General features: G+C 65.1%; 19 protein-coding genes. 5 read left to right on the forward strand and 14 right to left on the reverse strand.

All coding sequences use genetic code 11. The features are described 5' to 3' along the window. Nucleotides 1–667 precede the first annotated feature (667 nt). From ABD002_RS00980 to ABD002_RS00990, 3 genes are read left to right on the forward strand one after another with little or no spacing between them, the layout of a single operon-like run. Nucleotides 668–1,135, forward strand: a complete 468-nt coding sequence (locus ABD002_RS00980; protein ID WP_343786217.1) for an HvfA family oxazolone/thioamide-modified RiPP metallophore — start codon at nucleotides 668–670, stop codon at nucleotides 1,133–1,135. A 4-nt stretch (nucleotides 1,136–1,139) separates the two neighbouring features. Beyond that, nucleotides 1,140–2,057 carry an HvfB family MNIO-type RiPP peptide maturase gene (locus ABD002_RS00985; RefSeq protein ID WP_343786219.1) on the forward strand — a complete coding sequence of 306 codons (918 nt, stop codon included), beginning with the start codon at nucleotides 1,140–1,142 and terminating at the stop codon, nucleotides 2,055–2,057. 7 nt (nucleotides 2,058–2,064) lie between these two features. Then, nucleotides 2,065–2,853, forward strand: coding sequence for an HvfC family RiPP maturation protein (locus ABD002_RS00990; RefSeq protein WP_343786221.1), 789 nt, complete (start codon nucleotides 2,065–2,067; stop codon nucleotides 2,851–2,853). Nucleotides 2,854–2,901: 48 nt separating this feature from the next. Here ABD002_RS00990 and ABD002_RS00995 read toward each other — a convergent pair whose 3' ends face one another. From ABD002_RS00995 to ABD002_RS01005, 3 genes are all read right to left on the reverse strand, one after another. Continuing rightward, a complete protein-coding gene (locus tag ABD002_RS00995; RefSeq protein ID WP_343786223.1) occupies nucleotides 2,902–3,792 on the reverse strand; it encodes a sensor domain-containing protein in 891 nt (296 codons plus the stop codon). Continuing rightward, nucleotides 3,789–4,148: a PadR family transcriptional regulator gene (locus ABD002_RS01000; protein WP_343786225.1), complete on the reverse strand. Its 360-nt coding sequence runs from the start codon at nucleotides 4,146–4,148 to the stop codon at nucleotides 3,789–3,791. Before ABD002_RS01000 ends, ABD002_RS00995 begins: the two co-directional genes overlap by 4 nt. 331 nt (nucleotides 4,149–4,479) lie before the next feature. Further along, the gene (locus ABD002_RS01005) at nucleotides 4,480–5,469 is read right to left on the reverse strand and encodes an alpha/beta hydrolase family protein (RefSeq protein ID WP_343786227.1); all 990 of its coding nucleotides are present in this window, start codon (nucleotides 5,467–5,469) and stop codon (nucleotides 4,480–4,482) included. On the opposite strand from ABD002_RS01005, the gene ABD002_RS01010 reads away from it, so the two are divergent. Then, entirely contained in the window at nucleotides 5,468–5,764 is a 297-nt protein-coding gene (locus ABD002_RS01010) for a hypothetical protein (RefSeq protein WP_343786229.1), read from the forward strand. The two genes, ABD002_RS01005 and ABD002_RS01010, sit on opposite strands and share 2 nt — an antisense overlap. Nucleotides 5,765–5,870: 106 nt before the next feature. Here ABD002_RS01010 and ABD002_RS01015 read toward each other — a convergent pair whose 3' ends face one another. The 4 genes from ABD002_RS01015 to ABD002_RS01030 form a co-directional block, all read right to left on the reverse strand. After that, nucleotides 5,871–6,746, reverse strand: a complete 876-nt coding sequence (locus tag ABD002_RS01015) for a DMT family transporter (RefSeq protein WP_343786231.1) — start codon at nucleotides 6,744–6,746, stop codon at nucleotides 5,871–5,873. Further along, on the reverse strand, nucleotides 6,739–7,563 hold the full coding sequence (locus tag ABD002_RS01020; protein WP_343786233.1) for a DUF2182 domain-containing protein: 825 nt from the start codon (nucleotides 7,561–7,563) through the stop codon (nucleotides 6,739–6,741). Before ABD002_RS01020 ends, ABD002_RS01015 begins: the two co-directional genes overlap by 8 nt. A gap of 12 nt (nucleotides 7,564–7,575) precedes the next feature. Further along, on the reverse strand, nucleotides 7,576–8,178 hold the full coding sequence (locus ABD002_RS01025; protein ID WP_343786235.1) for a DUF1326 domain-containing protein: 603 nt from the start codon (nucleotides 8,176–8,178) through the stop codon (nucleotides 7,576–7,578). A gap of 231 nt (nucleotides 8,179–8,409) precedes the next feature. Then, entirely contained in the window at nucleotides 8,410–10,218 is a 1,809-nt protein-coding gene (locus tag ABD002_RS01030) for a glucan ABC transporter ATP-binding protein/ permease (protein WP_343786237.1), read from the reverse strand. A 116-nt stretch (nucleotides 10,219–10,334) separates the two neighbouring features. On the opposite strand from ABD002_RS01030, the gene ABD002_RS01035 reads away from it, so the two are divergent. Next, a complete protein-coding gene (locus tag ABD002_RS01035; protein WP_343786239.1) occupies nucleotides 10,335–11,045 on the forward strand; it encodes a PDZ domain-containing protein in 711 nt (236 codons plus the stop codon). A gap of 56 nt (nucleotides 11,046–11,101) precedes the next feature. Here the strand turns inward: ABD002_RS01035 and pnp are convergent, their stop codons facing one another. From pnp to rimP, 7 genes are all read right to left on the reverse strand, one after another. Further along, entirely contained in the window at nucleotides 11,102–13,204 is a 2,103-nt protein-coding gene (gene pnp, locus ABD002_RS01040; protein ID WP_343786241.1) for a polyribonucleotide nucleotidyltransferase, read from the reverse strand. A 26-nt stretch (nucleotides 13,205–13,230) separates the two neighbouring features. Beyond that, nucleotides 13,231–13,500 carry a 30S ribosomal protein S15 gene (gene rpsO / locus ABD002_RS01045; protein ID WP_343786243.1) on the reverse strand — a complete coding sequence of 90 codons (270 nt, stop codon included), beginning with the start codon at nucleotides 13,498–13,500 and terminating at the stop codon, nucleotides 13,231–13,233. A gap of 394 nt (nucleotides 13,501–13,894) precedes the next feature. Continuing rightward, nucleotides 13,895–14,806, reverse strand: coding sequence for a tRNA pseudouridine(55) synthase TruB (gene truB, locus ABD002_RS01050; RefSeq protein ID WP_343786245.1), 912 nt, complete (start codon nucleotides 14,804–14,806; stop codon nucleotides 13,895–13,897). A gap of 143 nt (nucleotides 14,807–14,949) precedes the next feature. Beyond that, nucleotides 14,950–15,294 (reverse strand): 30S ribosome-binding factor RbfA, encoded by a 345-nt coding sequence (rbfA, locus tag ABD002_RS01055; RefSeq protein WP_343786247.1) that lies wholly within the window; start codon nucleotides 15,292–15,294, stop codon nucleotides 14,950–14,952. A gap of 102 nt (nucleotides 15,295–15,396) precedes the next feature. Continuing rightward, on the reverse strand, nucleotides 15,397–18,018 hold the full coding sequence (gene infB / locus ABD002_RS01060) for a translation initiation factor IF-2 (RefSeq protein ID WP_343786249.1): 2,622 nt from the start codon (nucleotides 18,016–18,018) through the stop codon (nucleotides 15,397–15,399). Nucleotides 18,019–18,166: 148 nt separating this feature from the next. Next, nucleotides 18,167–19,660, reverse strand: a complete 1,494-nt coding sequence (gene nusA / locus ABD002_RS01065) for a transcription termination factor NusA (protein WP_343786251.1) — start codon at nucleotides 19,658–19,660, stop codon at nucleotides 18,167–18,169. 103 nt (nucleotides 19,661–19,763) lie between these two features. Next, nucleotides 19,764–20,294, reverse strand: coding sequence for a ribosome maturation factor RimP (rimP, locus tag ABD002_RS01070; protein WP_343786253.1), 531 nt, complete (start codon nucleotides 20,292–20,294; stop codon nucleotides 19,764–19,766). Between the last annotated feature and the right edge of the window lie 121 nt (nucleotides 20,295–20,415).

Genomic DNA, 20,415 nt, shown 5'->3' on the forward strand with positions numbered 1-20,415 from the left:
AGTTGTCGGCACCGGGCGGCGTATCGGCCGCCGCGCGCATACCGTAGGCCGGGCGCGGCGGTTCATCGGAGTCCCTGCGTCCGAGGCGTGTCCGGGCCGACTCGATCGGCGGCGTTATCGCGAAAGGCATCAGCGGAAGGCCGACCTGCACTCGCTCGTACAGGCATCGATCATCGATCTGGAATGAAACACGCATGGAAAGCGAATGCGCGGTCCGTGCCGATCGTTCACGCTCCCGTTCCAGGACCGACCCATCGATGACGCGGCCGTCGCGAACGGCTTCGACAGAGAACTCCCTCGGCTCCTGGCAAGCGCCCGCCGCTCGGCCTCTCTCCGACGGCGGGTTTTTTTTGGATCCCTGGAATCACCCCGACTGCACCGGCGCGGACGGTCGCCCGCGAGCATCCGCTGCTACGGCGCTCGCTTATCCATTGAAAGATTCCGGACCAGACGGCGGTCCCGTCGACAGACGACGGGCGCTGCGACGCAGCAATCGACGCAACGATGCGTTCACGCGCCGGATGGAATGAAACATCGCCGTCCGGTGATGTCAGATAACAACGCATTCAGCGAAGAGAGCCTAACGTTCGCCTCCACGACGACCGCCGGTGCACCGGCTCAACCCGACGGGCAACCTGCCCGTTTTCAACCCACGGAGATCACCCCAATGTCCAGCAAGTTCGGCAATACCCTCGGCGTCGCGATTGGCGCTGCGTTCATCGGTTCCCTGTCGCTGAGCCAGCTCGCCGCGGCCAGCCCGGCGTTCCAGGCCGGTGACCTTGCCTCCGGCTACATGCTCGCGATGGCCGGCGAAGGCAAATGCGGTGAAGGCAGGTGTGGCGTCGCGAAACTCGACAAGGACGGCGACGGCAAGGTGTCGATGGAAGAGGCGAAGGCCGGCGGTTTCAGCGAGAGTCAGTTCAAGGCCTGGGACAAGAACGGCGATGGCCAGCTCGACGCGACCGAACTCGCCGCGATGCACGCCGCGATGGACAAGGGCCACCACAAGGACAAGAAAGGCGCCGAAGGCTCCTGTGGCGGTGACAAGAAGGCAGCCACCAAGGGCGCGGAAGGCTCCTGCGGCGGCGACAAGAAGGAAAAGGGCGCCGAAGGCTCCTGCGGCGCTCACGGCTGATCGGATGACGGTGAGTCCGCGCTTATCGCCGCACAGTGCCGGACTTGGCTTGCGGCGGGCCCTCCTGGGCCCGCTGCAGGACCATTTCGCGCACGACCAAGGTGGCGATACACCGATCGACTTTCTCGAGATCGCACCGGAGAACTGGATCGGCGTCGGTGGCAAGCTCGGACGCGCGCTGCGCGCATTGACCGAACGCCATCCGTTCGTCTGCCATGGCCTGTCGCTGTCGCTCGGCGGTCCCGCACCGCTCGATGAGACGCTGCTCGCGCGCATCCGCCGATTGCTCGATGCGCACGGCATCGCGGTCTACTCCGAGCACCTTTCCTACTGTTCTGACGATGGCCATCTCTACGATCTGATGCCGATTCCGTTCACCGAGGAAGCCGTGCGCTGGGTCGCTGCACGGATCCGTCGCACCCAGGACATCCTTGGCCAGCGCATCGCGGTCGAGAATGTCTCGTACTACGCCGCGCCAGGCCAGCAGATGCGCGAGATCGATTTCGTGAATGCGGTGCTCGCCGAGGCTGATTGCGACCTGCTGCTGGACGTCAACAACATCCACGTCAACAGCGTCAACCACGGCTATGACGCAAATGCATTTCTCGATGCGTTGCCGGGCGAGCGCGTTTCCTACATGCACATTGCCGGGCACTACGTCGAAGCGCCCGACCTGCTCGTCGACACGCACGGCGCCGCGATCATCGATCCAGTCTGGCAGTTGCTCGCACGCGCGTACCGGAATTTCGGCGTGCGCCCGACGCTGGTCGAACGCGATTTCAATTTTCCGCCACTGGCCGAACTGATCGCCGAAGTCGAAAGGGTACGCGCGATCCAGGCCGAGCAGCAGATGCGTGAGGTCCGCTCGTTGTTTCCCTCCCTAGGCCCGGATCCCGGCCACTCCATGGTCGGGATGACGTGATGTTCCCATGAGCTCTGCAAGCGCCGCCCCGACCTGCGGGATCCTGCAGGATCTGCAATATGCATTCGCCGCGCATATCCGCGACCCGGAGAATTCACCGCGACCGGCCGATATCGAACCGCGGCGCATGACGGTCTACACCGAGCTCTTCTTCAACAACATCGAGAGCCTGCTCGCTGCGAATTTCCCGGTGATCCGCACGCTCCACGACGAGAGCGCATGGCGTGGACTCGTGCGCGATTTCTATCGCATGCATCGTTCGCACACACCGCTGTTCACCGAGATCGCACGCGAGTTCATCCGCCACCTCGAGGACCGCAGCGAAAGCGGTGCCGGTGATCCGCCATTCCTGATCGAACTCGCGCACTACGAATGGAGCGAGCTCGCGCTGAGTCTGGACGAGCACGATATCGGGAAGATTGCACACGACCCGCAAGGCGACGTACTGACCGGCGTGCCGCTGGTTTCACCGCTGGCGCGCGTGCTGGCGTACCGGTTTCCGGTGCACCGGATCGGTCCCGACTTCCGGCCGCACGAACCGGCGCCACAACCGGTGCTGCTCCTGCTCTCACGCGGTCGCGATGATGTCGTGCGCTTCCTCGAGATCGACGCGTTGACCGCGCTGCTGATCGAACGGCTGCAGGTAAACCGGAACCACGCCGGACTCGTCTGCCTCGATGCGCTGCTGCACGAACTTGGTCGCGGTGACGATCCGGCGCTGCGCGCTTCGGGCGCCGCGATCCTGGCGCGCCTGCGCGCGCGCGATGCGATCATCGGCACCATCGCCACGCGTTGAACGATCTTCCCGCAAGACCGCGTTCATCGCTGTCGTTGGCGACTCTCGTCAGGCGGCCGATTTCACCAGCAGATGCTTGGCCAGCGCACCCTGCAGATGGCCAACGCCACGCGCCAAGTGCAGCAGGGCGACGAACAGGAACACCCCGATCACCAGCGTGAATGGCGTCGCCCAGAGTGGGGGCGCGTAGTGGTCGTCGTTGATATTGATGATGCCCCAACCCGTGATCGCCTTGACGATGGGGCTGACCGCGAGCGAGATCGAGACGCTCAAACCCACGATTGCGGTGGTGAAATAGAGGATGCCGAGCGGCAGCATCAACAGCATGTAGAGCAGCGTCGACCAGGTGCGCGGATCGGTGAACATCTCCTTGACGCGCTCGCGCAGCGGCTTGTCACGATCCGAATACAGCGGGCGGCGCGGCATGCGTTCGCCGAGCATGACCTCGATGATGCGCCCCTCGACCAGCGACAGCACGCGCACGGTGCCGAAGAACAGCACCGCAAACGCGATGCCGAAGATCAGGATCGACAGGCCGATCGACAACGAAATCCCGGTCACCGCCCAGGTGAAATAGAAGATGCCGGTGGCGAGCGACAGCAGCATGTAGAACAGTGCCGCATACGCACGCGGGTCGGCGACGATGCCGAAGAAACGCCCGAGCGTGCTGCTGCGCGGCTTCAGCGGAGGCGGACGCAGCGCGTGCTGGACCTGATGTTCCTTGTCGACATAGATCCCGGCGACTTCCTCCGGCGCGCCGTAGCTGGTTGCGATCTTCGCCAGCACTTCCGCCTCGGACTTGCCGGAATTCTCCGCCAACTCCGAACGCAGGTGATCTTCGGCGTCGTAGAGCGCGTCCTGGACCAGGGCCGGATCGGCGCCGCTCAACGCGGCACGCAGCTGATCAAGGTATTCCTCGATGGTTCGCGGCGTCGTCATGATTCCTCCAGCACGGTGTTCACAAAATCGCGGGTCGTGGTCCACGCGTACGTCCATTCGTCCAGCACGCGGCGACCGAGTGTCGTGATCCGGTAGTAGCGGCGTGGCGGCCCGCTGACAGACGGCTCGACCTGGCTGATCAGCAGGCCTGCCGCGCTCAGACTGCGCAGCACCGGATACAGCGCGCTCTGCTTGCCGCTGAGCACGCCCTCGCCGGTCTCGTCGAGCTGCTTGGCAATCTGGTAGCCGTACATCGGCTGCTTCGCGCGTGCGAGCACGGCAAGCAGCACCAGCGAGACGATGCCGGCACTCAACTCCTTGTGGAATTTCCACAGATGAACTTCGGTATCGACCATCGCCCTGCCCTTCACCTGCTTATAGGCATGGGTTGATCATAGTACTCAGTTGATACTAGTGAACGGGCCGGAAGTCATGGTCGAAATGCCGACATCGACTGGCATGACACCAATGTATGTACCACCTGATACAGCCATTGCCGCCTGCTCTCGTCGATCGGTTACCGAACTCCGGCACAAACAGAAGCCGATGACCATCAACCCTCGAGCACGTTGCCCATGGCAGCGTGACTCGAACCAAATAGCCTCCGGAAAACCCCGGGGGCGGTTCAAGGTCCCTGGACCGGGCGGCCTGGCTAGCAAGTGGTCGAACCGCCAATGCGCCAAGCCCTCAAGGCAGAGAATGCTCCTTGAAGAACTCGAGCATCTCATTGGCCAGCACCGCTTTCTTCGGCCATCGAATGTGCTCGTACAGACCGCGCGGTTTCCTGCACAATCGAACGCACTGCGCGTTCGGCCCAGCGTCCTCGCCGTCCAACGTCAGATCGACGCGCCGCAGTGGCCAGTTCTGCTTCTCTAGCGTGTTGCTCCAGCTGCTGGTCTCGCTGCACGTGGCGAGTGCGTCGCACATGTTTCGCAGCAGCGTGAGCGGCACTTGCCTGCCCGACGGCATGTCCACAGGGCAAGGCGTGCGCTGCCATGGATCGGTGCCGGCATACTGGCCCACCGCTGCGATGCGGTCGGCGCGCCATGCACCGTACAGCACCGCCATATCCGCACCGTTGCTCCAGCCGAACACGTAGATCTGCTTCACATCGACGAGGTCCGTCGCGACCGCCTGGTCGATGAAGTGGTCGATCGCTTGCACGTCTAGATTCTTCCCTGGTTCGCGCTGCCACTCGTCCCAGTGAAAGCCCGTTCCCGTATGCGGGCCCTCCGACGCCCAAGCCTTGGCGCGTCGGCCTTCCGGTGCCAGCAAGATGAACCCCTTGGCGCCGGCGTGCGCCGACAACGGATAATTGCGGCTCAACTTGAACAGCGCGTGGCCGGTTCGATAAAGGCTGTCGGGATTGGTCATCGAGCCGTGCAGGTACACGATCATCGGCCATTTCGATGCACCGGCGACGGCGTGCGGCGGCAGATTGAGGCAGGCGTAGCGCGTCACGCCGTTTTGATCGAACGACAGCACCTGGCCGTCCTTGCAGGTTGGCCGCTCAGTAACAGGCTCGACGGTTTCGAGCGGCGGAGTGCCAGTTGCCGAGCACGCCGGCTGAGCAACGGCAGTGCCGGCTGCATTGGCAGCAGCGGCGAGAGTGAGCGAGATGAGCGGCACAAGTGCGCGGATGAGTGCTGCGGCATAGACAAAGCGACGTTTCGGCATGGTCTTCCTCGTCAAGCTCGAATTGTTCAATCGGTTGGAAAAGGCCTACGAAAAAATCCTCGACTACAACGCGAAACGCTCGGATATTCCACTTGCCGAGGCCGAAGCAAACTATTTCCGCCAACGTGTTACTGCCGTGGCCTGGCAGCGTGAACAATTGAACCAACCACAATTCGCTTCGTCACTCCCCCCATGTCACCTGCAGCACCAAGGTGACTGCAATGGTTACATGATCTTTGCGGCACACATTTTGATTGAAAAAGGGCGGGCTTTGGCGGAAGCAAGCGTTACGTAGCTCATCGTTTCCCATGGAACTGCACATACTTTGCCATCAGGCTGCAAGCAAAGTACGTACATAGGGCCGCCGCACTACGTTGATGTCATGCCCACGATTCCACGATCTACGGGCGCGGCCTTTGCGACCTGCTGGTCAGCACCAACGCAATGCCGCCGAGGATCGCCACGGAGGCAGCAGCCAGGCGCGGCGTGATCGCTTCCGACAGGAACGCCACTCCACCCACTGCAGCGATCAGCGGTACCGACAACTGCACGGTGGCAGCGCGCATCGAGGAAAGCTTGCGCAGCGCGGCATACCAGATGACATATCCGATGCCGGACGTGAGCGCGCCGGAGGCGATGGCCAAGGCAGCCCCCACCGCATCCGCGTGGACGTTGGCGACGAAAAGCACGCTCAACGCGAGTGCGAGCGGCACCGCCCGTGCGAAGTTGCCCGCCGTGGTCGCAAGCGCGTCGGCCACTCCGCGGCCGCGCAGCGAATACACACCCCATGCCACGCCAGCAATCGCCATCAACGCGGAACCGAGGAAAGGCGGTGCAGCGACACCCGGCGAAACCAGGTAGACGAGCCCCGCGACGGCCAGTGTGAAGCCGAGCCATGCGACGGGTCCGAACCTCTCGCCCGAGCGCAAGCCTGCGCTGAACATCGTCAATTGAACCGCGCCGAACAGGATCAATGCGCCCGTGCCCGCGGGCAAGGTGAGATACGCGAAGGAAAAGAACGCGACATACGCAAACAGCATGGCCGCGGCGAGCCAGTCGACATGGCCAGGCGAGGACCGTTCCGACCTCAAACGCACGATGACGGCGAGCGCGATCGCGCCGGAAATCAGCCTGACGTTGGCGAAGCTGGTCGGATCGATGTTTCCTTGCTGCAACGCGAGCCTGCACAACAGTGAATTGGCCGCGAAAGCGAGCATCGCCATCGCGGTGAGCACGATCGTATGCAAGGCGGGCAGGCCACCGCGTGCTTCATGCATGGGTCGCCACCAGGACGACGGCCCAGGACAGCAGCGCGACGCCGAGCGGCGTGCTGAGACGCCGGCCCCAACGTACGTTCTTTTCGATCGCCATCACGGCCGCGAGCAGGAGCATCCAGCCGAGGCTGCCGGTGCCGAGCGCGAACATCAACAGCATCAGCGCCCAGCAGCAGCCGACGCAGAACAGGCCGTGCTGTGCGCCGAGCGCGAACGCATGACGCGCTTGCGCGTGCCCGCGCCAGTGCTCGATGACGAAGCTCAAGGGCGTGCGACACTTTTCCAGGCACCGGTACTTGAGCCGGCTGAACTGGAATGCGCCGGCCAACGCGATGGTCGCGGCGCCGATCAGCCAGCCGTCCCAGGCCAGTGCGGGCACGCCGGCAAGCAGCGACAGCACTGCGCCGTGGAACGCATGCGCGAGGAGCCCGAAAGCTCCCCACACTGTCATGTAGCCCATCCCGAGCAACATGAGCAGGCGCCCATGGTCCGGGCGCCGGGCCGTCAACCGGTCGAACGTGTTGAACAGCGGCAACGTGGTCGGCAGCATCATGGCGGCGGTCATGAGGATCCACGCGGCGGCGTAGAGCATCATGGGCACGACCACATTTCCGGCGGGAATGGCGCGACACAGGAACGCCGCCGGTCCGGTCGCTGTCCAGTCGCCGTGCTCGAGATAGCGTCCGTACGGGCTGCGCGCCCACGCCCACAGCGCCAACCATGCGAGAGCGATTAGCGCCGCGAGGACCGGCAGGAACACACGGCGGTGACGGGAGCCGTTGCTTGCGCCCGGCGGCGTAGCGCCTGCGGTCGCGCTCATCAGGGCACGGCCTCAGGCGTCGAAGACGAACGTGCTCTGCAGGGCGTTGTGGTTCTTGATGTCGAGGTCGATGTTGAGCGCGGCGTTCTTCGAGCGGTACGTCGGGGCCTTGCCGACAAACACCGGAGCGCCCGGCACGGTCGAGAACACGGTGTCGGAGAGGGTGGTCAGGCCGCCCATCGCACCGCGATAGGGCTCGAGTTCGGCGTAGTAGTTCTTGCCGATCTCGAGCTCGCCCTTGCCTGCGACCACGGTGAAGCGGATCGGCGCCCGCTCCACCGATACGACCTCACCGATCAGCTTGGCGAGATCCGCGACCGGTCCTCCCGCCTGGCCGGTGTAGACCTTCAGCAGGGCTTCTTCCTGCGCCTTGGAAGCCTGCTCGTCGACATAGATCGCGGCTCTCCAGTTGCCTTGCAGGATATTGCCCGGAATATGGGCCACGGCCGCGATGGTGTTGCCGCCCACATCGACGCCGTCGACCGTTCCCTTGTCGATGCGCCACGCGACGATGGTGTCGCAGGTGCCGTTGTCAGGATCCTCGCCGATCCAGCAAGGGCACAGGACGTTGCAGTTGCAGACCTCGAGCAGACGACCTTCCAGGTGATAGCTCATGGGAGCCTCCCGTTAATCGACTTGTCGCGGCGGTTCCGGCGGCAAGGGAGTGATAACCCTACGCCGCGAGGTGCACCAAGTACAGTTCGATCACGGCCGGCCGCGCAGGTCAATTTCGATGCCAAAACCGGTCGACCTGGTTCGGCACGGCGCGTCTCGCCTGCAGCGGTTTGCAGCTACGACCTGTTCCCGGGCGTCGCGCCCAACCGGTGTCGCGCGCGCAGCGACGCGTCAGGATTCAGCCGGCTCGGGCTCGTTCGCTTCAGCCGACCCGCCGGACAGATCCGCATCCTCCGATTCTTCGGCATCGGCGACGAACCTGCCTTGCCCATCGAGTTCGGCGAACAGACCGCCCATCGCGACGAGTTCATCGTAGCGGCCCTGCTCGACCAGTTCGCCATCCTTGAGCACGAGGATCACGTCGGCATTGCGCACGGTCGACAGGCGATGCGCAATGACGAACGTCGTGCGGTTCTCGGTCAGCTTGTTCAGCGCGCGCTGGATGCGCGCCTCGGTGGCGTTGTCGAGCGCGCTGGTCGCCTCGTCGAGGATCAGGATCGGTGCATCCTTCAGCATCGCGCGCGCGATCGCGAGGCGTTGGCGCTCGCCACCGGACAGCGAACGACCGCGTTCCGCGACCAGGGTGGAATAGCCATCCGGTTTCACGACGACGAAATTGTGCGCCTCGGCCGCCTGCGCCGCGGCTTCGATTTCCTCGTCGGTCGCATCCGGCTTGCCGATGCGCAGGTTGTCCGCGATCGAACGGTAGAACAGGCCAGGATCCTGGAACACCACCGCGATATGCTCGCGCAGTGAATGCAGGCTCACGCTGCGGATGTCGATGCCGTCGATCGTGATGCGGCCATCGCTCGGATCGTAGGCGCGATAGAGCAGGCTGAGCGCCGTGGTCTTGCCGGCGCCGGTCGGACCAACGATCGCCGCGGTGCCGCCGGCGGGCACGCGGAAGGTCAGATGCTTGAGCGCCGGATGCGAGACGTCGTAGCCGAACGAGACGTTCTCGAACGCCACCTCGCCGCGCACGTCCGGTGGCAGGTCCGGCGCACCGGCCTGTTCGTGCAGGACCGCTGGCGTATCCAGTACCGCGAAGAAATCATTCAGCGAATGGGTCTGGAAGAACAGGCCGGAGATGAACCCGGCGAACTGCTCCATGCGCCCGATCAGCATCATCGCGAAACCGACGAAACTGACGATCGCGCCGACGCTGACCTCGCCCTTGCCGTTCAGCGAGGTGCCGAGCGCGAAGATCGCGATGATGGTCAAGGTGCTCGCCGCGCGATTGGCGACCGACAGCCAGGCCCAGCCGCGCAGCACGGGGTATTGTGCGGTCAGCACACGCCGCACCATGTTGCGGATCTCGGCCACCTCGGCCGAGATGCGCGAGAAGCTCTGCACCACCATCACGTTGCCGAACACGTCGCCGACACGCTCGGAAATCTCGTGGTGCAGCTGCTCGACCTCGCCCTGCGCCTTGTGTGTACGGCGCATCGCGATCGCGTTGAACACCGCGAAGCTGACCATCAGCGCGATCATCAGCAGCGCCAGCTTCCAGTTCATGCGCAGCGCGAGCGGCACCATCACCAGGATCGACAGCACCGTGGCGAGGTGATCGCGGAAGAAGCCGAGCCACAGCGAGAACAGGTTGCTGCTGCCGGTATGCATGATGCGCAGCAGGCGTCCGGTGTGGTGCTGGCCGTGGAACGACAGCGGCAGTCCGATCGAATGTTCGAAGAACTGCGCGATCACCGCCAGCCGGCGCCGATGCGCGAGCCGGTCCGCATGCAGCGATACCCACACGCTGGCGGCGACACCGGCGAAGCCGACCGCGGCCCAGGCGCCGATGAAGCGCCACGCGTTGTGATGCGCCTTGTCGGCGAGCGCGTCGACGACGCGGCCGAACAGCCACGGCTCGAGGAAGTACACGCCGGCGAGCGACAGGTTGGCGAGCGCCAGCGTGATCGCCAGGCCTTTCTCCGGCGCGAGCAGCGCGATGACGCGATAGTAGATGCGCAGGATCGGCACGAAGATTCCCGCTCGAACGGTCGGCGCATCCTAGCAAAGCTTGCATTGTCGATTGCGTAACATCGTGGCCGGTATGATCGGGCCGTCACTTCGCCGCACCCCGAGGCCCCTGCCCGATGACGTCACGATTCGCTGCCCTGGTCCTCTTGCTGATGCTCGCTGGCTGCGCGACCGCGCCGCGCGGCGTGCCGGAAGCGCCACGGCAGCCAGCGACGACCAATCGATACGAGACCGAACCCGGCCGCGATGCCGCGATGGTCGCCGAACTGCGCGCGGCACCGGCGCCGGAGGTTCCCGAGCTTGTGCCGGGGAAGAGCCCGACCAGTGACCACAACCGGCTCGCCGCGCGCGGCTACGTGCGCATCGGAACCGGATATTTTCCCGGCACGGAAGCCACGGTGCGCGACGCGGTAATTCGCCAGGGCCAGCAGGTCGGCGCCGACCGTGTCCTGCTCTATGCTCCGACGGCGGGAGCAGCCACGCCGGGCAGCGGTGGCGAATGGCTCGCGACCTACTACGTGCGTTTCCAGCTGCCGTTCGGCGCGACATTCCGCGATCTGCGGGCGGAAGAGCGTGCCTCGTTCGATGCCGAAGGCGGCGTTGCGATCGGCTCCGTGATCGGCGGTACGCCGGCCTCGCGCGCGAACCTGCTCGCCGGCGACATCGTGCTGAAGTTCGACGGCAAGCCCATCGGCAATCGTGCCGCGTTCCAGGGCCTGCTCAAATCCCGTGCCGGTCATCCGGTGACGCTGACGATCGTGCGCAACGGCGAGACGCTGCAGCGCGTGGTCCGGCTCGGCGTGGTGGCAAGCCCGACCACTCCGTGAGCAAAAAAAGGCGGGCACATGGCCCGCCTTTTTCATTTATTGCCGAAGCGAAGCGATCAGGCTGCGCCGACTTCCTCGTCGACTGCCTTCATCGACAGGCGGATGCGGCCCTGCTTGTCGACCTCGAGCACCTTGACCTTGACGATGTCGCCTTCCTTGAGCTTGTCGGAGACCTTCTCGACGCGCTCGCTGGAGATCTGCGACACGTGCACCAGACCATCCTTGCCCGGCATGATCGTGACGAACGCGCCGAAGTCCATCAGCTTGGCGACCTTGCCTTCGTAGATGCGGCCCGGCTCGACGTCGGAGACGATCTGCTCGATGCGCTTCTTCGCCGCGTCGCCCGCCTCGCGGTTGACCGAGGCGATGATCACCGTGCCGTCGTCGTTGATGTCGATCGTCGCACCGGTTTCCTCGGTGATCGAACGGATCGTGGTGCCGCCCTTGCCGATGACCTCGCGGATCTTGTCCGGATGGATCTTCATCGTGATCAGGCGTGGCGCGAATTCGCTCATCTCGGTGCGCGAGGTCGTGATGACCTTGGCCATTTCGCCGAGGATGTGCAGGCGACCGCGCTTGGCCTGCGCCAGCGCGACCTTCATGATCTCTTCGGTGATGCCGTCGATCTTGATATCCATCTGCAGCGCAGAGATACCCGCATCGGTACCGGCCACCTTGAAGTCCATGTCGCCGAGGTGATCCTCGTCGCCGAGGATGTCGGACAGCACGACGAAGTCGCCGCCTTCCTTGACCAGGCCCATCGCGATGCCGGCAACCGGTGCGGACAGCGGCACGCCCGCGTCCATCATCGCCAGCGAGGAACCGCAGACCGAGGCCATCGACGAGGAACCGTTCGACTCGGTGATCTCGGAGACCACGCGCAGCACGTACGGGAACGCCTCGATCGTCGGCTTGACGGCCTGCACGCCGCGCTTGGCGAGGCGGCCGTGGCCGATCTCGCGGCGCTTCGGGCCGGCCATGCGGCCGGTCTCGCCGACCGAGAAGGGCGGGAAGTTGTAGTGGAACAGGAACGTGTCCTTCGACTCGCCTTCCGGTGCGTCGATGATCTGCGCATCGCGCGTGGTGCCGAGCGTGACGCTGACCAGCGCCTGCGTCTCGCCGCGCGTGAACAGCGCGGAACCATGCGTGCGCGGCAGCACGCCGACGCGCACCGTGATCGGGCGGATGTCGTCGAGCTGGCGGCCGTCGATGCGCACCTTCGACTTCAGCACGCCGCCGCGCAGGGTGTGGTACTCGATGTCACCGAACGCGGCGCCGATGTCGCCATCGGTCCAGCCGGCCGCGCTGGCCTTGTCGGCGATCGCGGTCTTGACCTCGGACTTCAGCGCCGAAATCGCGTCGCGGCGCGCGAGCTTGTCGCGGATCTGGAACGCATCGGCGAGACGGCTGCCGAGCACACCCTCGATCGCGCCGAACAGCGCATCGTTGCGCGCAGGCGCTTCCCACTTGAACGTCTTGCGGCCGGCTTCGGCGACGAACGCGTTGATCGTGTCGATCGCGATCTGCATCTGCTTGTGGCCATACACGACCGCGCCGAGCATCACGTCTTCGCCGAGCAGCTTGGCTTCGGATTCGACCATCAGCACCGCATTCGCGGTACCCGCGACGACGAGGTCGAGGTCGGATGTCTTGAGCTCGGTGGCAGTCGGATTCAGCAGGTACTGGCCGTTCGCGTAACCGACACGCGCTGCGCCGATCGGACCCTTGAACGGGATGCCGGCCAGGGTCAGCGCCGCGGATGCGCCGAGCAGCGCCGGGATGTCACCATCGACTTCGGGGTTCAGCGAAAGCACGGTCGCGATGACCTGCACTTCGTTCTTGAACTCCTCCGGGAACAGCGGGCGCACCGGGCGATCGATCAGGCGCGAAGTCAGCGTTTCCTTTTCGGTCGGACGACCTTCACGTTTGAAGAAGCCGCCGGGGATGCGACCGGCCGAGTAGAACTTTTCCTGGTAGTCGACGGTGAGCGGGAAGAAATCCTGCCCCTCGCGCGCCTTCGCCGCGGCTACCGCGGTGACCAGCACCACGGTGCCGGCCATGCTGACGACCACCGCGCCGGACGCCTGGCGGGCGATTTCGCCCGTCTCCAGCGTGACTTGGTGATTGCCGTACTGGAATGACTTGCTTACTTTCGCCACTGACATCTCCTGATGGGGTCGTTCGCTCAACGGCGCAGGCCGAGGCGCTCGATCAGCGACTTGTAGCGATCGCCGTCCTTCGTCTTCAGATAGCCGAGCAGGCGGCGACGCTGGTTGACCATCTTCAGCAGGCCGCGACGCGAATGGTGATCCTTGGCGTGGTCGGCGAAATGCTTGCTGAGGTGATCGATGCGGGCCGACAGCAGCGCGACCTGGACTTCCGGCGAACCGGTGTCGTTCTTGCCGCGACCGAAGTCGGCGATGATCTTGGTGGTTTGTTCGTTGGGAAGAGACATCTCAATGAATCCTTGAAGCAAAGGCGAGACTTGCGAACGACCAATCGTTCGTGCGGATCGACAGGTCGTGAAGGTCGGCTCGAAGGCAGCAGGTCCCCGGAATCGGGAGCCGGTGCCGGCAGCTCGACACGCGTGGTCGTTCGCAAGCCCCGCGGGTTGGACAGACGTACCGTGAAGTGAACGCGCTATTTTAGCCGGCGCAGCGGCGTCGGAACAAGCACTTATGCCGAAAACCGGCCGATCAGCGTGAATGGAGCGGTTTGAAAAACCGCTCCAGCACAGGGAATGTGCCGCCGCGGCAAGCACGCAGGGGCTTGTCGCGACATAAGGTGGCGCGGCTTGGTCGCGACCGTTTGTTGCAAACCGCGGCTGGATGCCCGGTTTCGCAAAATGCTCAACGGAAGCCGCGCAGCGGACGCAGCCGGCCGGCGGCATCGGCTTCGGCCAGTGCGACCGCCCTGCCCGCCCCGTCGAGCGCCACGCAGCGGCCCGCACCTGCCATTCCGGCGACTTCCACGACCTGCCCCTGGCGCAGCCGCGCGGCCGTCGTGGCGTCGAGCCGGACCTGCGGATAGCCCGCCAGCCCCTGCTCCAGCGGCAGCAGCAGTGCATCCAGTGCGGCCGGGGCGGTCTCGGCCAGCGCCGCGAGTTCGTCGAGACCGTGCATCCGCGGGGCACTGAACGGTTCGACCCACAGACGCCGCAGGACCGTGACATGGGCACCGCAGCCGAGCCGTTCGCCGAGGTCGCGCACCAGGCTGCGCACGTAGGTGCCGGACCCACATTCCACCCGCAGGCGCAGGCAATCCGGACCGCGTCCGGTCAACTCGAACCGATGCACTTCGACTTCGCGCATCGGCGCCTCGACCACCTCGCCACGGCGCGCACGCCGATACAGCGGCTCGCCCCCCTGCTTGAGCGCGGAATAGACCGGCGGGATCTGGGCGATGCGCCCGGTCAGCGCGGCCAGCGCCTCGTGAATCCTTGTGTCATCGAGCTCGGGAATGGCGCGCTGCTCGACCATCTCGCCCTCGGCATCATCGGTCGTGGTGGTTACGCCGAGCCGGCATTCGGTCTGGTAGGCCTTGCGCGAACCGAGCAGCAGGCCCGCGATCTTGGTCGCCTCGCCGAAACACAGCGGCAGCAGGCCGGTCGCAAGCGGATCCAGGCTGCCGGTGTGGCCGCCCTTGGCGGCACGAAAGAGGCGCCGCACCTTCTGCAACGCCTGGTTCGAACTCAAGCCTTGCGGCTTGTCGAGCAGCAGGATGCCGTCGACGTCGCGCCAGAGGGTTTTTGCGGAACTCATCGCGCCCAATTCGTCTTGTGTGTAGGAGCGGCTTCAGCCGCGAAGCGGTTTCGCTTCGTAGGAGCGGCTTCAGCCGCGATGCACTCATCGCAAGAGCATCGCGGCTGAAGCCGCTCCTACAGACGCATGGTTTGGGCGCTGCTCTACGCGTCGCCGCGCAGCAGCGATTCGATGCGCTCGCCCTTGTCGACCGAATCGTCATAGCGGAAGCGCAGTTCCGGCACGCGGCGCAGCTTCATCGAACGCGACAACTCGCGGCGAAATTCCTTGGCCAACTCGTTCAGCGCCTTGACGGCCTCTTGGGCCCGGTCACCGAGCAGCGCAGTCACGTAGATGGTTGCGACGTCGAGGTCCTTGGTGACCTCCACGTCGGAGACGCTGACCGATGGCAGCGCGTGCTCGCGCACGGCAGCGTGCACGAGCAATGCGATCTCGCGTCGAAGTTCGGCGGAGACGCGATCGGAGCGATTGAAAGATTTGGTGGGCATGCAGAATCGGGAATCGGGAATGGGGAATGGGGAATCGGTTCAGGAGAAGCGGATGTGGCGTTCAGCCATTCCCGATTCCCCATTCCCGATTCCCGCGCGCGCCTAGAGCGTGCGAGCCACCTCGATGCGCTCGAAGCATTCGATCTGGTCGCCCGGCTTGACGTCGTTGTACTGCTTGACGCCGATGCCGCACTCGGTGCCGTTGCGCACTTCGTCGACATTCTCCTTGAAGCGGCGCAGCGATTCGAGTTCGCCCTGGAAGATCACCGTGTTGTCGCGCAGCACGCGGATCGGCTTGTGACGCTTGACCGTACCCTCGATGACCATGCAGCCGGCGATCGCACCGAACTTCGACGAACGGAACACGTCGCGAACCTGGGCGACGCCGATGATCTCCTCGCGCACTTCCATGCCGAGCAGACCGGTCGCAACCTGCTTCACCTGGTCGATCACGTCGTAGATGATCGAGAAGTAGCGCAGATCCAGGCCGCTCGACTCGATGATGCGCCGCGCCGATGCATCCGCACGCACATTGAAGCCGATGATCACGGCCTTCGATGCAGCCGCGAGCGTCGCGTCGGATTCGGTGATACCGCCGACGCCGGACGCGATCACGTTGACCTTGATTGCGTCGGTCGTGATCGCGGTCAACGCTTCGCGCAGCGCCTCGGCCGAACCCTGCACGTCGGCCTTGACGACGATGTTCAGCGACAGCTGACCCTCGCCCTGGCCCATCTGCGCCATGATGTCTTCCATGCGGTTGCCGGCCTGCTTGACCAGGCGGGTCTCGCGGCGCTTGTGCATGCGCTGCGAGGCAACATCCTTGGCCAAACGCTCGTCGGCGACGACGACGAAATCGTCGCCCGCCTGCGGCACGCCGGACAGACCGAGCACCTGCACAGGAATCGAGGGACCGGCGGATTCGACCTGGTTGCCGCTCTCGTCGAACAGCGCGCGCACGCGGCCGTATTCGACGCCGCAGACCAGGAAGTCGCCCTTCTTGAGCAGGCCCTGCTGCACGAGCACGGTCGCAACCGGACCGCGGCCCTTGTCGAGACTGGATTCGATCACTGCGCCACTGGCACGGCCATCCGGCACGGCCTTCAGATCCATGACTTCGGCCTGCACCGAAATCGCCTCGAGCAGGTTGTCGACACCGTCGCCGGTCTTCGCCGACACCGGCACGAACTGCACGTCGCCGCCCCATTCCTCGGGCACGACCTCGTGCTGGACCAGGCCTTGCTTGACCGTGTCCGGATTCGCCTCCGGCTTGTCCATCTTGTTCATCGCGACGATCAACGGAACCTTCGCGGCACGCGCATGCTGGATCGCCTCAACCGTCTGCGGCATCACGCCGTCGTCGGCGGCGACGACGAGCACGACGATGTCGGTCGACTGCGCACCGCGCGCACGCATCGACGAGAACGCCGCGTGGCCGGGCGTGTCGAGGAACGTGATGACGCCCTTCGGCGTGTCCACGTGATACGCACCGATATGCTGGGTGATGCCACCCGCCTCGCCCGACGCGACCTTGGTGCGGCGGATGTAGTCGAGCAGCGAGGTCTTGCCGTGGTCGACATGGCCCATGATCGTGACCACCGGCGGACGCGACGCCAGCTCTCCCTCGGCCTGCTGCGCGAGCAACGTGGTCTCGGCGCTGGTGTCCTCGGCCGCGACGACCTTGTGGCCGAGTTCCTCGGCGACCAGCACCGCGGTGTCGTGGTCGATGGCCTGGTTGATCGTGACCATCACACCCATCTTGAACAGCGCCTTGACCACGTCGGCGCCCTTGATCGCGAGCTTCTGCGCGAGATCGGCCACCGTGATCGATTCGCCGACGGCGATCTCGCGCACGACCGGCGCGGTCGGCCGCGAGAACGCATGCGCCGGGCCCGAACGCGCCTGTTCGACATGGCGCGTCTTCGGCCGTTTGCGGCCGGTACGGCGCGCCGCACCTTCCGTCGAGAGGTGCAGTTCCGCGCCGAAGTAGCGCGGCGCCTCTTCGCTCGCGCCTTCGTCGCGCATGCGATGTGAACCATGTTTCGGCTTGTGGCGATGCGCGCTGTCAGGCGCCGGAGCGCCAGGCGCTTCGCGGGCACGTTCCGGCCGCGCGCGTTCGGCTTCACGGGCCGGCGCCGCGGCACCGTCCTTGGCAGCCACTTCAACCTTGGGTTCGGCCGCGGGTTTCGCTTCCTCTTCCGTCTTGCGCTTTTCCTCTTCCGCAGCCGCGCGACGCGCCTCTTCGGCGGCGCGCAGCTTGGCGTCCTCTTCCTGGCGGCGGCGCTCGGCTTCGGCGCGCGTGTGTTCCTCGGCCTCGCGCTTGAGCTGCGATTCGCCGAGCTTGCGGATCGCGTCCTCGCGCTCCGGGTCAACCTGCGCCTGCGCTTCTTCCTCGACGACGCTGCGCTTGACGTAGGTGCGCTTCTGGCGCACCTCGACATTGACGGTCTTCGCGGTGGCACCGCGCTGGCCCGGAACGACCGTGATCTCGCTGACCGTGCGCCGTTTCAAGGTGATCTGGCGCGGCGCGGAGGTTGTCTCGACCGGCGCCTCCTGCTTGCCATGCGTGCGGCGCAGGAAGCCGAGCAGCTTCACTTTCTCGGTGCTGCTGATGACCTGCTCCGGGTCGGAAAACTTCATTCCCGCCTCGGCGAGCTGCGTGAGCAACTTGTCGATCGGCGTGCCGAGGACCTTGGCCAGTTGTTTGATCGTGACGTCCGACATCGATTTCGTACTCCGTGGCCCGTGCGACGCTGCTGCGACTTTCCGCGACCCTGCGCACCAGCGGCCGTATTGCTCCTGCAACTCCGGCAAGATCCGCCACCTGGCGGACCCGCCTCTGCCTCCGCAACGCGGAGGATTCAAACCATTTCTATGAAGCGGCGGTCTCGCGGGCGGCCATGATCAGGCCAGCCGCATGATCCTCGTCAATCCCTTCGATACCAAGTTCCATGAACTCGTCGGTCGCGAGATCGGCGAGATTCTCGCGCGTAACGATGCCATGCGAGGCCAGCTCGAACGCGAGGCTTTCCTCCATGCCATCGACCGCCAGCAGATCGTCGGACGGCTTGTTGTCATCGATGCCTTCCTCGACCGCGAGCGCATCGGTCAGCAGTGCGTCACGAGCACGCGCGCGCAGCTCCTCGACGATGTCCTCGTCGAAGCCCTCGATGCCGAGCAGTTCGGCGGTCGGCACGTAGGCGATTTCCTCGACCGTCGAGAAGCCTTCCTGGACCAGGATCTGCGCGATCTCGTTGTCGACCTCGAGCTTGCTGACGAACAACGCGCGCGCGGCTTCCTGTTCGGATTCACTCTTCTGGCGGACCTGGTCCGCGGTCATCACATTGAGCTGCCAGCCGCTGAGCTTGCTGGCGAGGCGCACGTTCTGGCCGCCGCGACCGATCGCCTGCGAGAGCTTGTCCTCGGCGACCGCGATGTCCATCGAGTGCTTTTCCTCGTCGACGATGATCGACTGCACTTCCGCCGGCGCCATCGCATTGATCACGAACTGCGCCGGGCTGTCGTTCCACAGCACGATGTCGATGCGCTCGCCATTGAGCTCGTTCGACACCGCCTGCACGCGCGAGCCGCGCATGCCGATGCAGGCGCCGATCGGGTCGGTGCGATGGTCGTGCGCGAGCACCGCGATCTTCGCGCGGTCGCCCGGATCGCGGGCACAGGCCTTGATCTCGACCAGGCCCTGGCCGACTTCCGGCACCTCGAGCTTGAACAGCTCCATCATCAGTTCCGGCGCGGTGCGCGAGACGAACAGTTGCGGTCCGCGCAGCTCCGAACGCACTTCGTACAGGTAGCCACGCAGGCGGTCGCCGGCGCGCACGGCCTCGCGCGGGATCGCGCGGTCGCGCGGCACGAACGCCTCGGCATTGCCGCCGAGATCGAGGAACACGCTGCCGCGCTCGACGCGCTTGACGATGCCGGTGATCAACTCGCCGACGCGATCCTTGTACGCATCGACGACCTGGGCGCGCTCGGCCTCGCGCACGCGCTGCACGATGACCTGCTTGGCGGCCTGCGCCGAGATGCGGCCGAAATCCGGATTCTCGATCGGTTGTTCGACGAAACCGCCGACATCGACGCCGGGCGCCTCGTCGACCGCATCCATCAGGCGGATCTGCCGGTCCGGCGATTCCATCACGATGTCGTCGGGCACGACTTCCCAGCGCCGGAACGTCTCGTAGTCGCCGCTCTCACGATCGATCGCGACGCGCACCGCGACGTCCTCCTCGGCATAACGCTTCTTCGCGGCGGACGCCAGCGCGGCCTCCATCGCTTCGAAAATCACGCCTTTCGGCACGCCCTTCTCGTTGGCGACCGCATCGACGACCAGCAGCAACTCTTTACTCATGTTCCAGCTCCTTCGCGACCGCGTGGGCGGCCGGAATGACTCCAATGATCCGGATGACCGATCCCCTCTCCATTTCGGAAAGAGGAGCTCTGTCTCTATTCAATCAAACCCTGCTTCTTCCACGCCGCACCGGCCGTTCGCGCCCCTCCGGTTCGGCGCGCGCCGGCGCCATGCCAAGCGCCGCGTAGTCCGGCACCAGCCGCGCCTTCGCGATGTTCGCGTGCGCGATCGATACGGGTGTTCCATCCTGCTCGATCGTGATGCGGTCGCCTTCGACCGCCTTGATCGGACCCTGGAAACGCCGCCTTCCGTCGAGCGGAAGGTTCACGTTGATCTTGACCTGCTCACCGAGAAACCGCGCGAAATGCTCCGGCGTGAACAGCGGGCGCTCCAGGCCGGGCGACGAGACCTCGAGCGTGTAGCGGCCCGCGACCGGGTCGTTCACATCGAGCAGCGCAGAGATCTCGCGGCTGGCGCGCTCGCAGTCGTCGATCGTGACGCCGCGTTCCGGCTCGTCGATGTAGACGCGCAGCAGGCTGCCGCCCGCGTTCGGGCTGAATTCGATGCCGACGAGCTCGAGACCGAGATCGGCAATCGCCGGCGTCAGAAGTTCGTTGAGTTCCTCGTTCGTCATCGTTCACCTATGCGATCGTCCGTGATCGCTAGAGCGTCCATCCATGGCCGCGCTTCTCAAAAAAACGGAAAAAAAAATGGGCACTAGGCCCATTCCGTAGTCCGCCGTTGTGTCGCTTCCC

This window comes from Dokdonella soli (assembly GCF_039523175.1).
Taxonomy (GTDB): Bacteria; Pseudomonadota; Gammaproteobacteria; order Xanthomonadales; family Rhodanobacteraceae; genus Dokdonella_A; species Dokdonella_A soli.

What these genes read in the sequence shown, in the direction of transcription:
- ABD002_RS00980 (WP_343786217.1), top strand. Translation starts at nt 668, where the DNA reads ATGTCCAGCAAGTTCGGCAATACCCTCGGCGTCGCGATTGGCGCTGCG.
- ABD002_RS00985 (WP_343786219.1), top strand. Translation starts at nt 1,140, where the DNA reads ATGACGGTGAGTCCGCGCTTATCGCCGCACAGTGCCGGACTTGGCTTG.
- ABD002_RS00990 (WP_343786221.1), top strand. Translation starts at nt 2,065, where the DNA reads ATGAGCTCTGCAAGCGCCGCCCCGACCTGCGGGATCCTGCAGGATCTG.
- ABD002_RS00995 (WP_343786223.1), bottom strand. Translation starts at nt 3,792, where the DNA reads ATGACGACGCCGCGAACCATCGAGGAATACCTTGATCAGCTGCGTGCC.
- ABD002_RS01000 (WP_343786225.1), bottom strand. Translation starts at nt 4,148, where the DNA reads ATGGTCGATACCGAAGTTCATCTGTGGAAATTCCACAAGGAGTTGAGT.
- ABD002_RS01010 (WP_343786229.1), top strand. Translation starts at nt 5,468, where the DNA reads ATGGTCTTCCTCGTCAAGCTCGAATTGTTCAATCGGTTGGAAAAGGCC.
- ABD002_RS01005 (WP_343786227.1), bottom strand. Translation starts at nt 5,469, where the DNA reads ATGCCGAAACGTCGCTTTGTCTATGCCGCAGCACTCATCCGCGCACTT.
- ABD002_RS01015 (WP_343786231.1), bottom strand. Translation starts at nt 6,746, where the DNA reads ATGCATGAAGCACGCGGTGGCCTGCCCGCCTTGCATACGATCGTGCTC.
- ABD002_RS01020 (WP_343786233.1), bottom strand. Translation starts at nt 7,563, where the DNA reads ATGAGCGCGACCGCAGGCGCTACGCCGCCGGGCGCAAGCAACGGCTCC.
- ABD002_RS01025 (WP_343786235.1), bottom strand. Translation starts at nt 8,178, where the DNA reads ATGAGCTATCACCTGGAAGGTCGTCTGCTCGAGGTCTGCAACTGCAAC.
- ABD002_RS01035 (WP_343786239.1), top strand. Translation starts at nt 10,335, where the DNA reads ATGACGTCACGATTCGCTGCCCTGGTCCTCTTGCTGATGCTCGCTGGC.
- rpsO (WP_343786243.1), bottom strand. Translation starts at nt 13,500, where the DNA reads ATGTCTCTTCCCAACGAACAAACCACCAAGATCATCGCCGACTTCGGT.
- truB (WP_343786245.1), bottom strand. Translation starts at nt 14,806, where the DNA reads ATGAGTTCCGCAAAAACCCTCTGGCGCGACGTCGACGGCATCCTGCTG.
- rbfA (WP_343786247.1), bottom strand. Translation starts at nt 15,294, where the DNA reads ATGCCCACCAAATCTTTCAATCGCTCCGATCGCGTCTCCGCCGAACTT.
- infB (WP_343786249.1), bottom strand. Translation starts at nt 18,018, where the DNA reads ATGTCGGACGTCACGATCAAACAACTGGCCAAGGTCCTCGGCACGCCG.
- nusA (WP_343786251.1), bottom strand. Translation starts at nt 19,660, where the DNA reads ATGAGTAAAGAGTTGCTGCTGGTCGTCGATGCGGTCGCCAACGAGAAG.
- rimP (WP_343786253.1), bottom strand. Translation starts at nt 20,294, where the DNA reads ATGACGAACGAGGAACTCAACGAACTTCTGACGCCGGCGATTGCCGAT.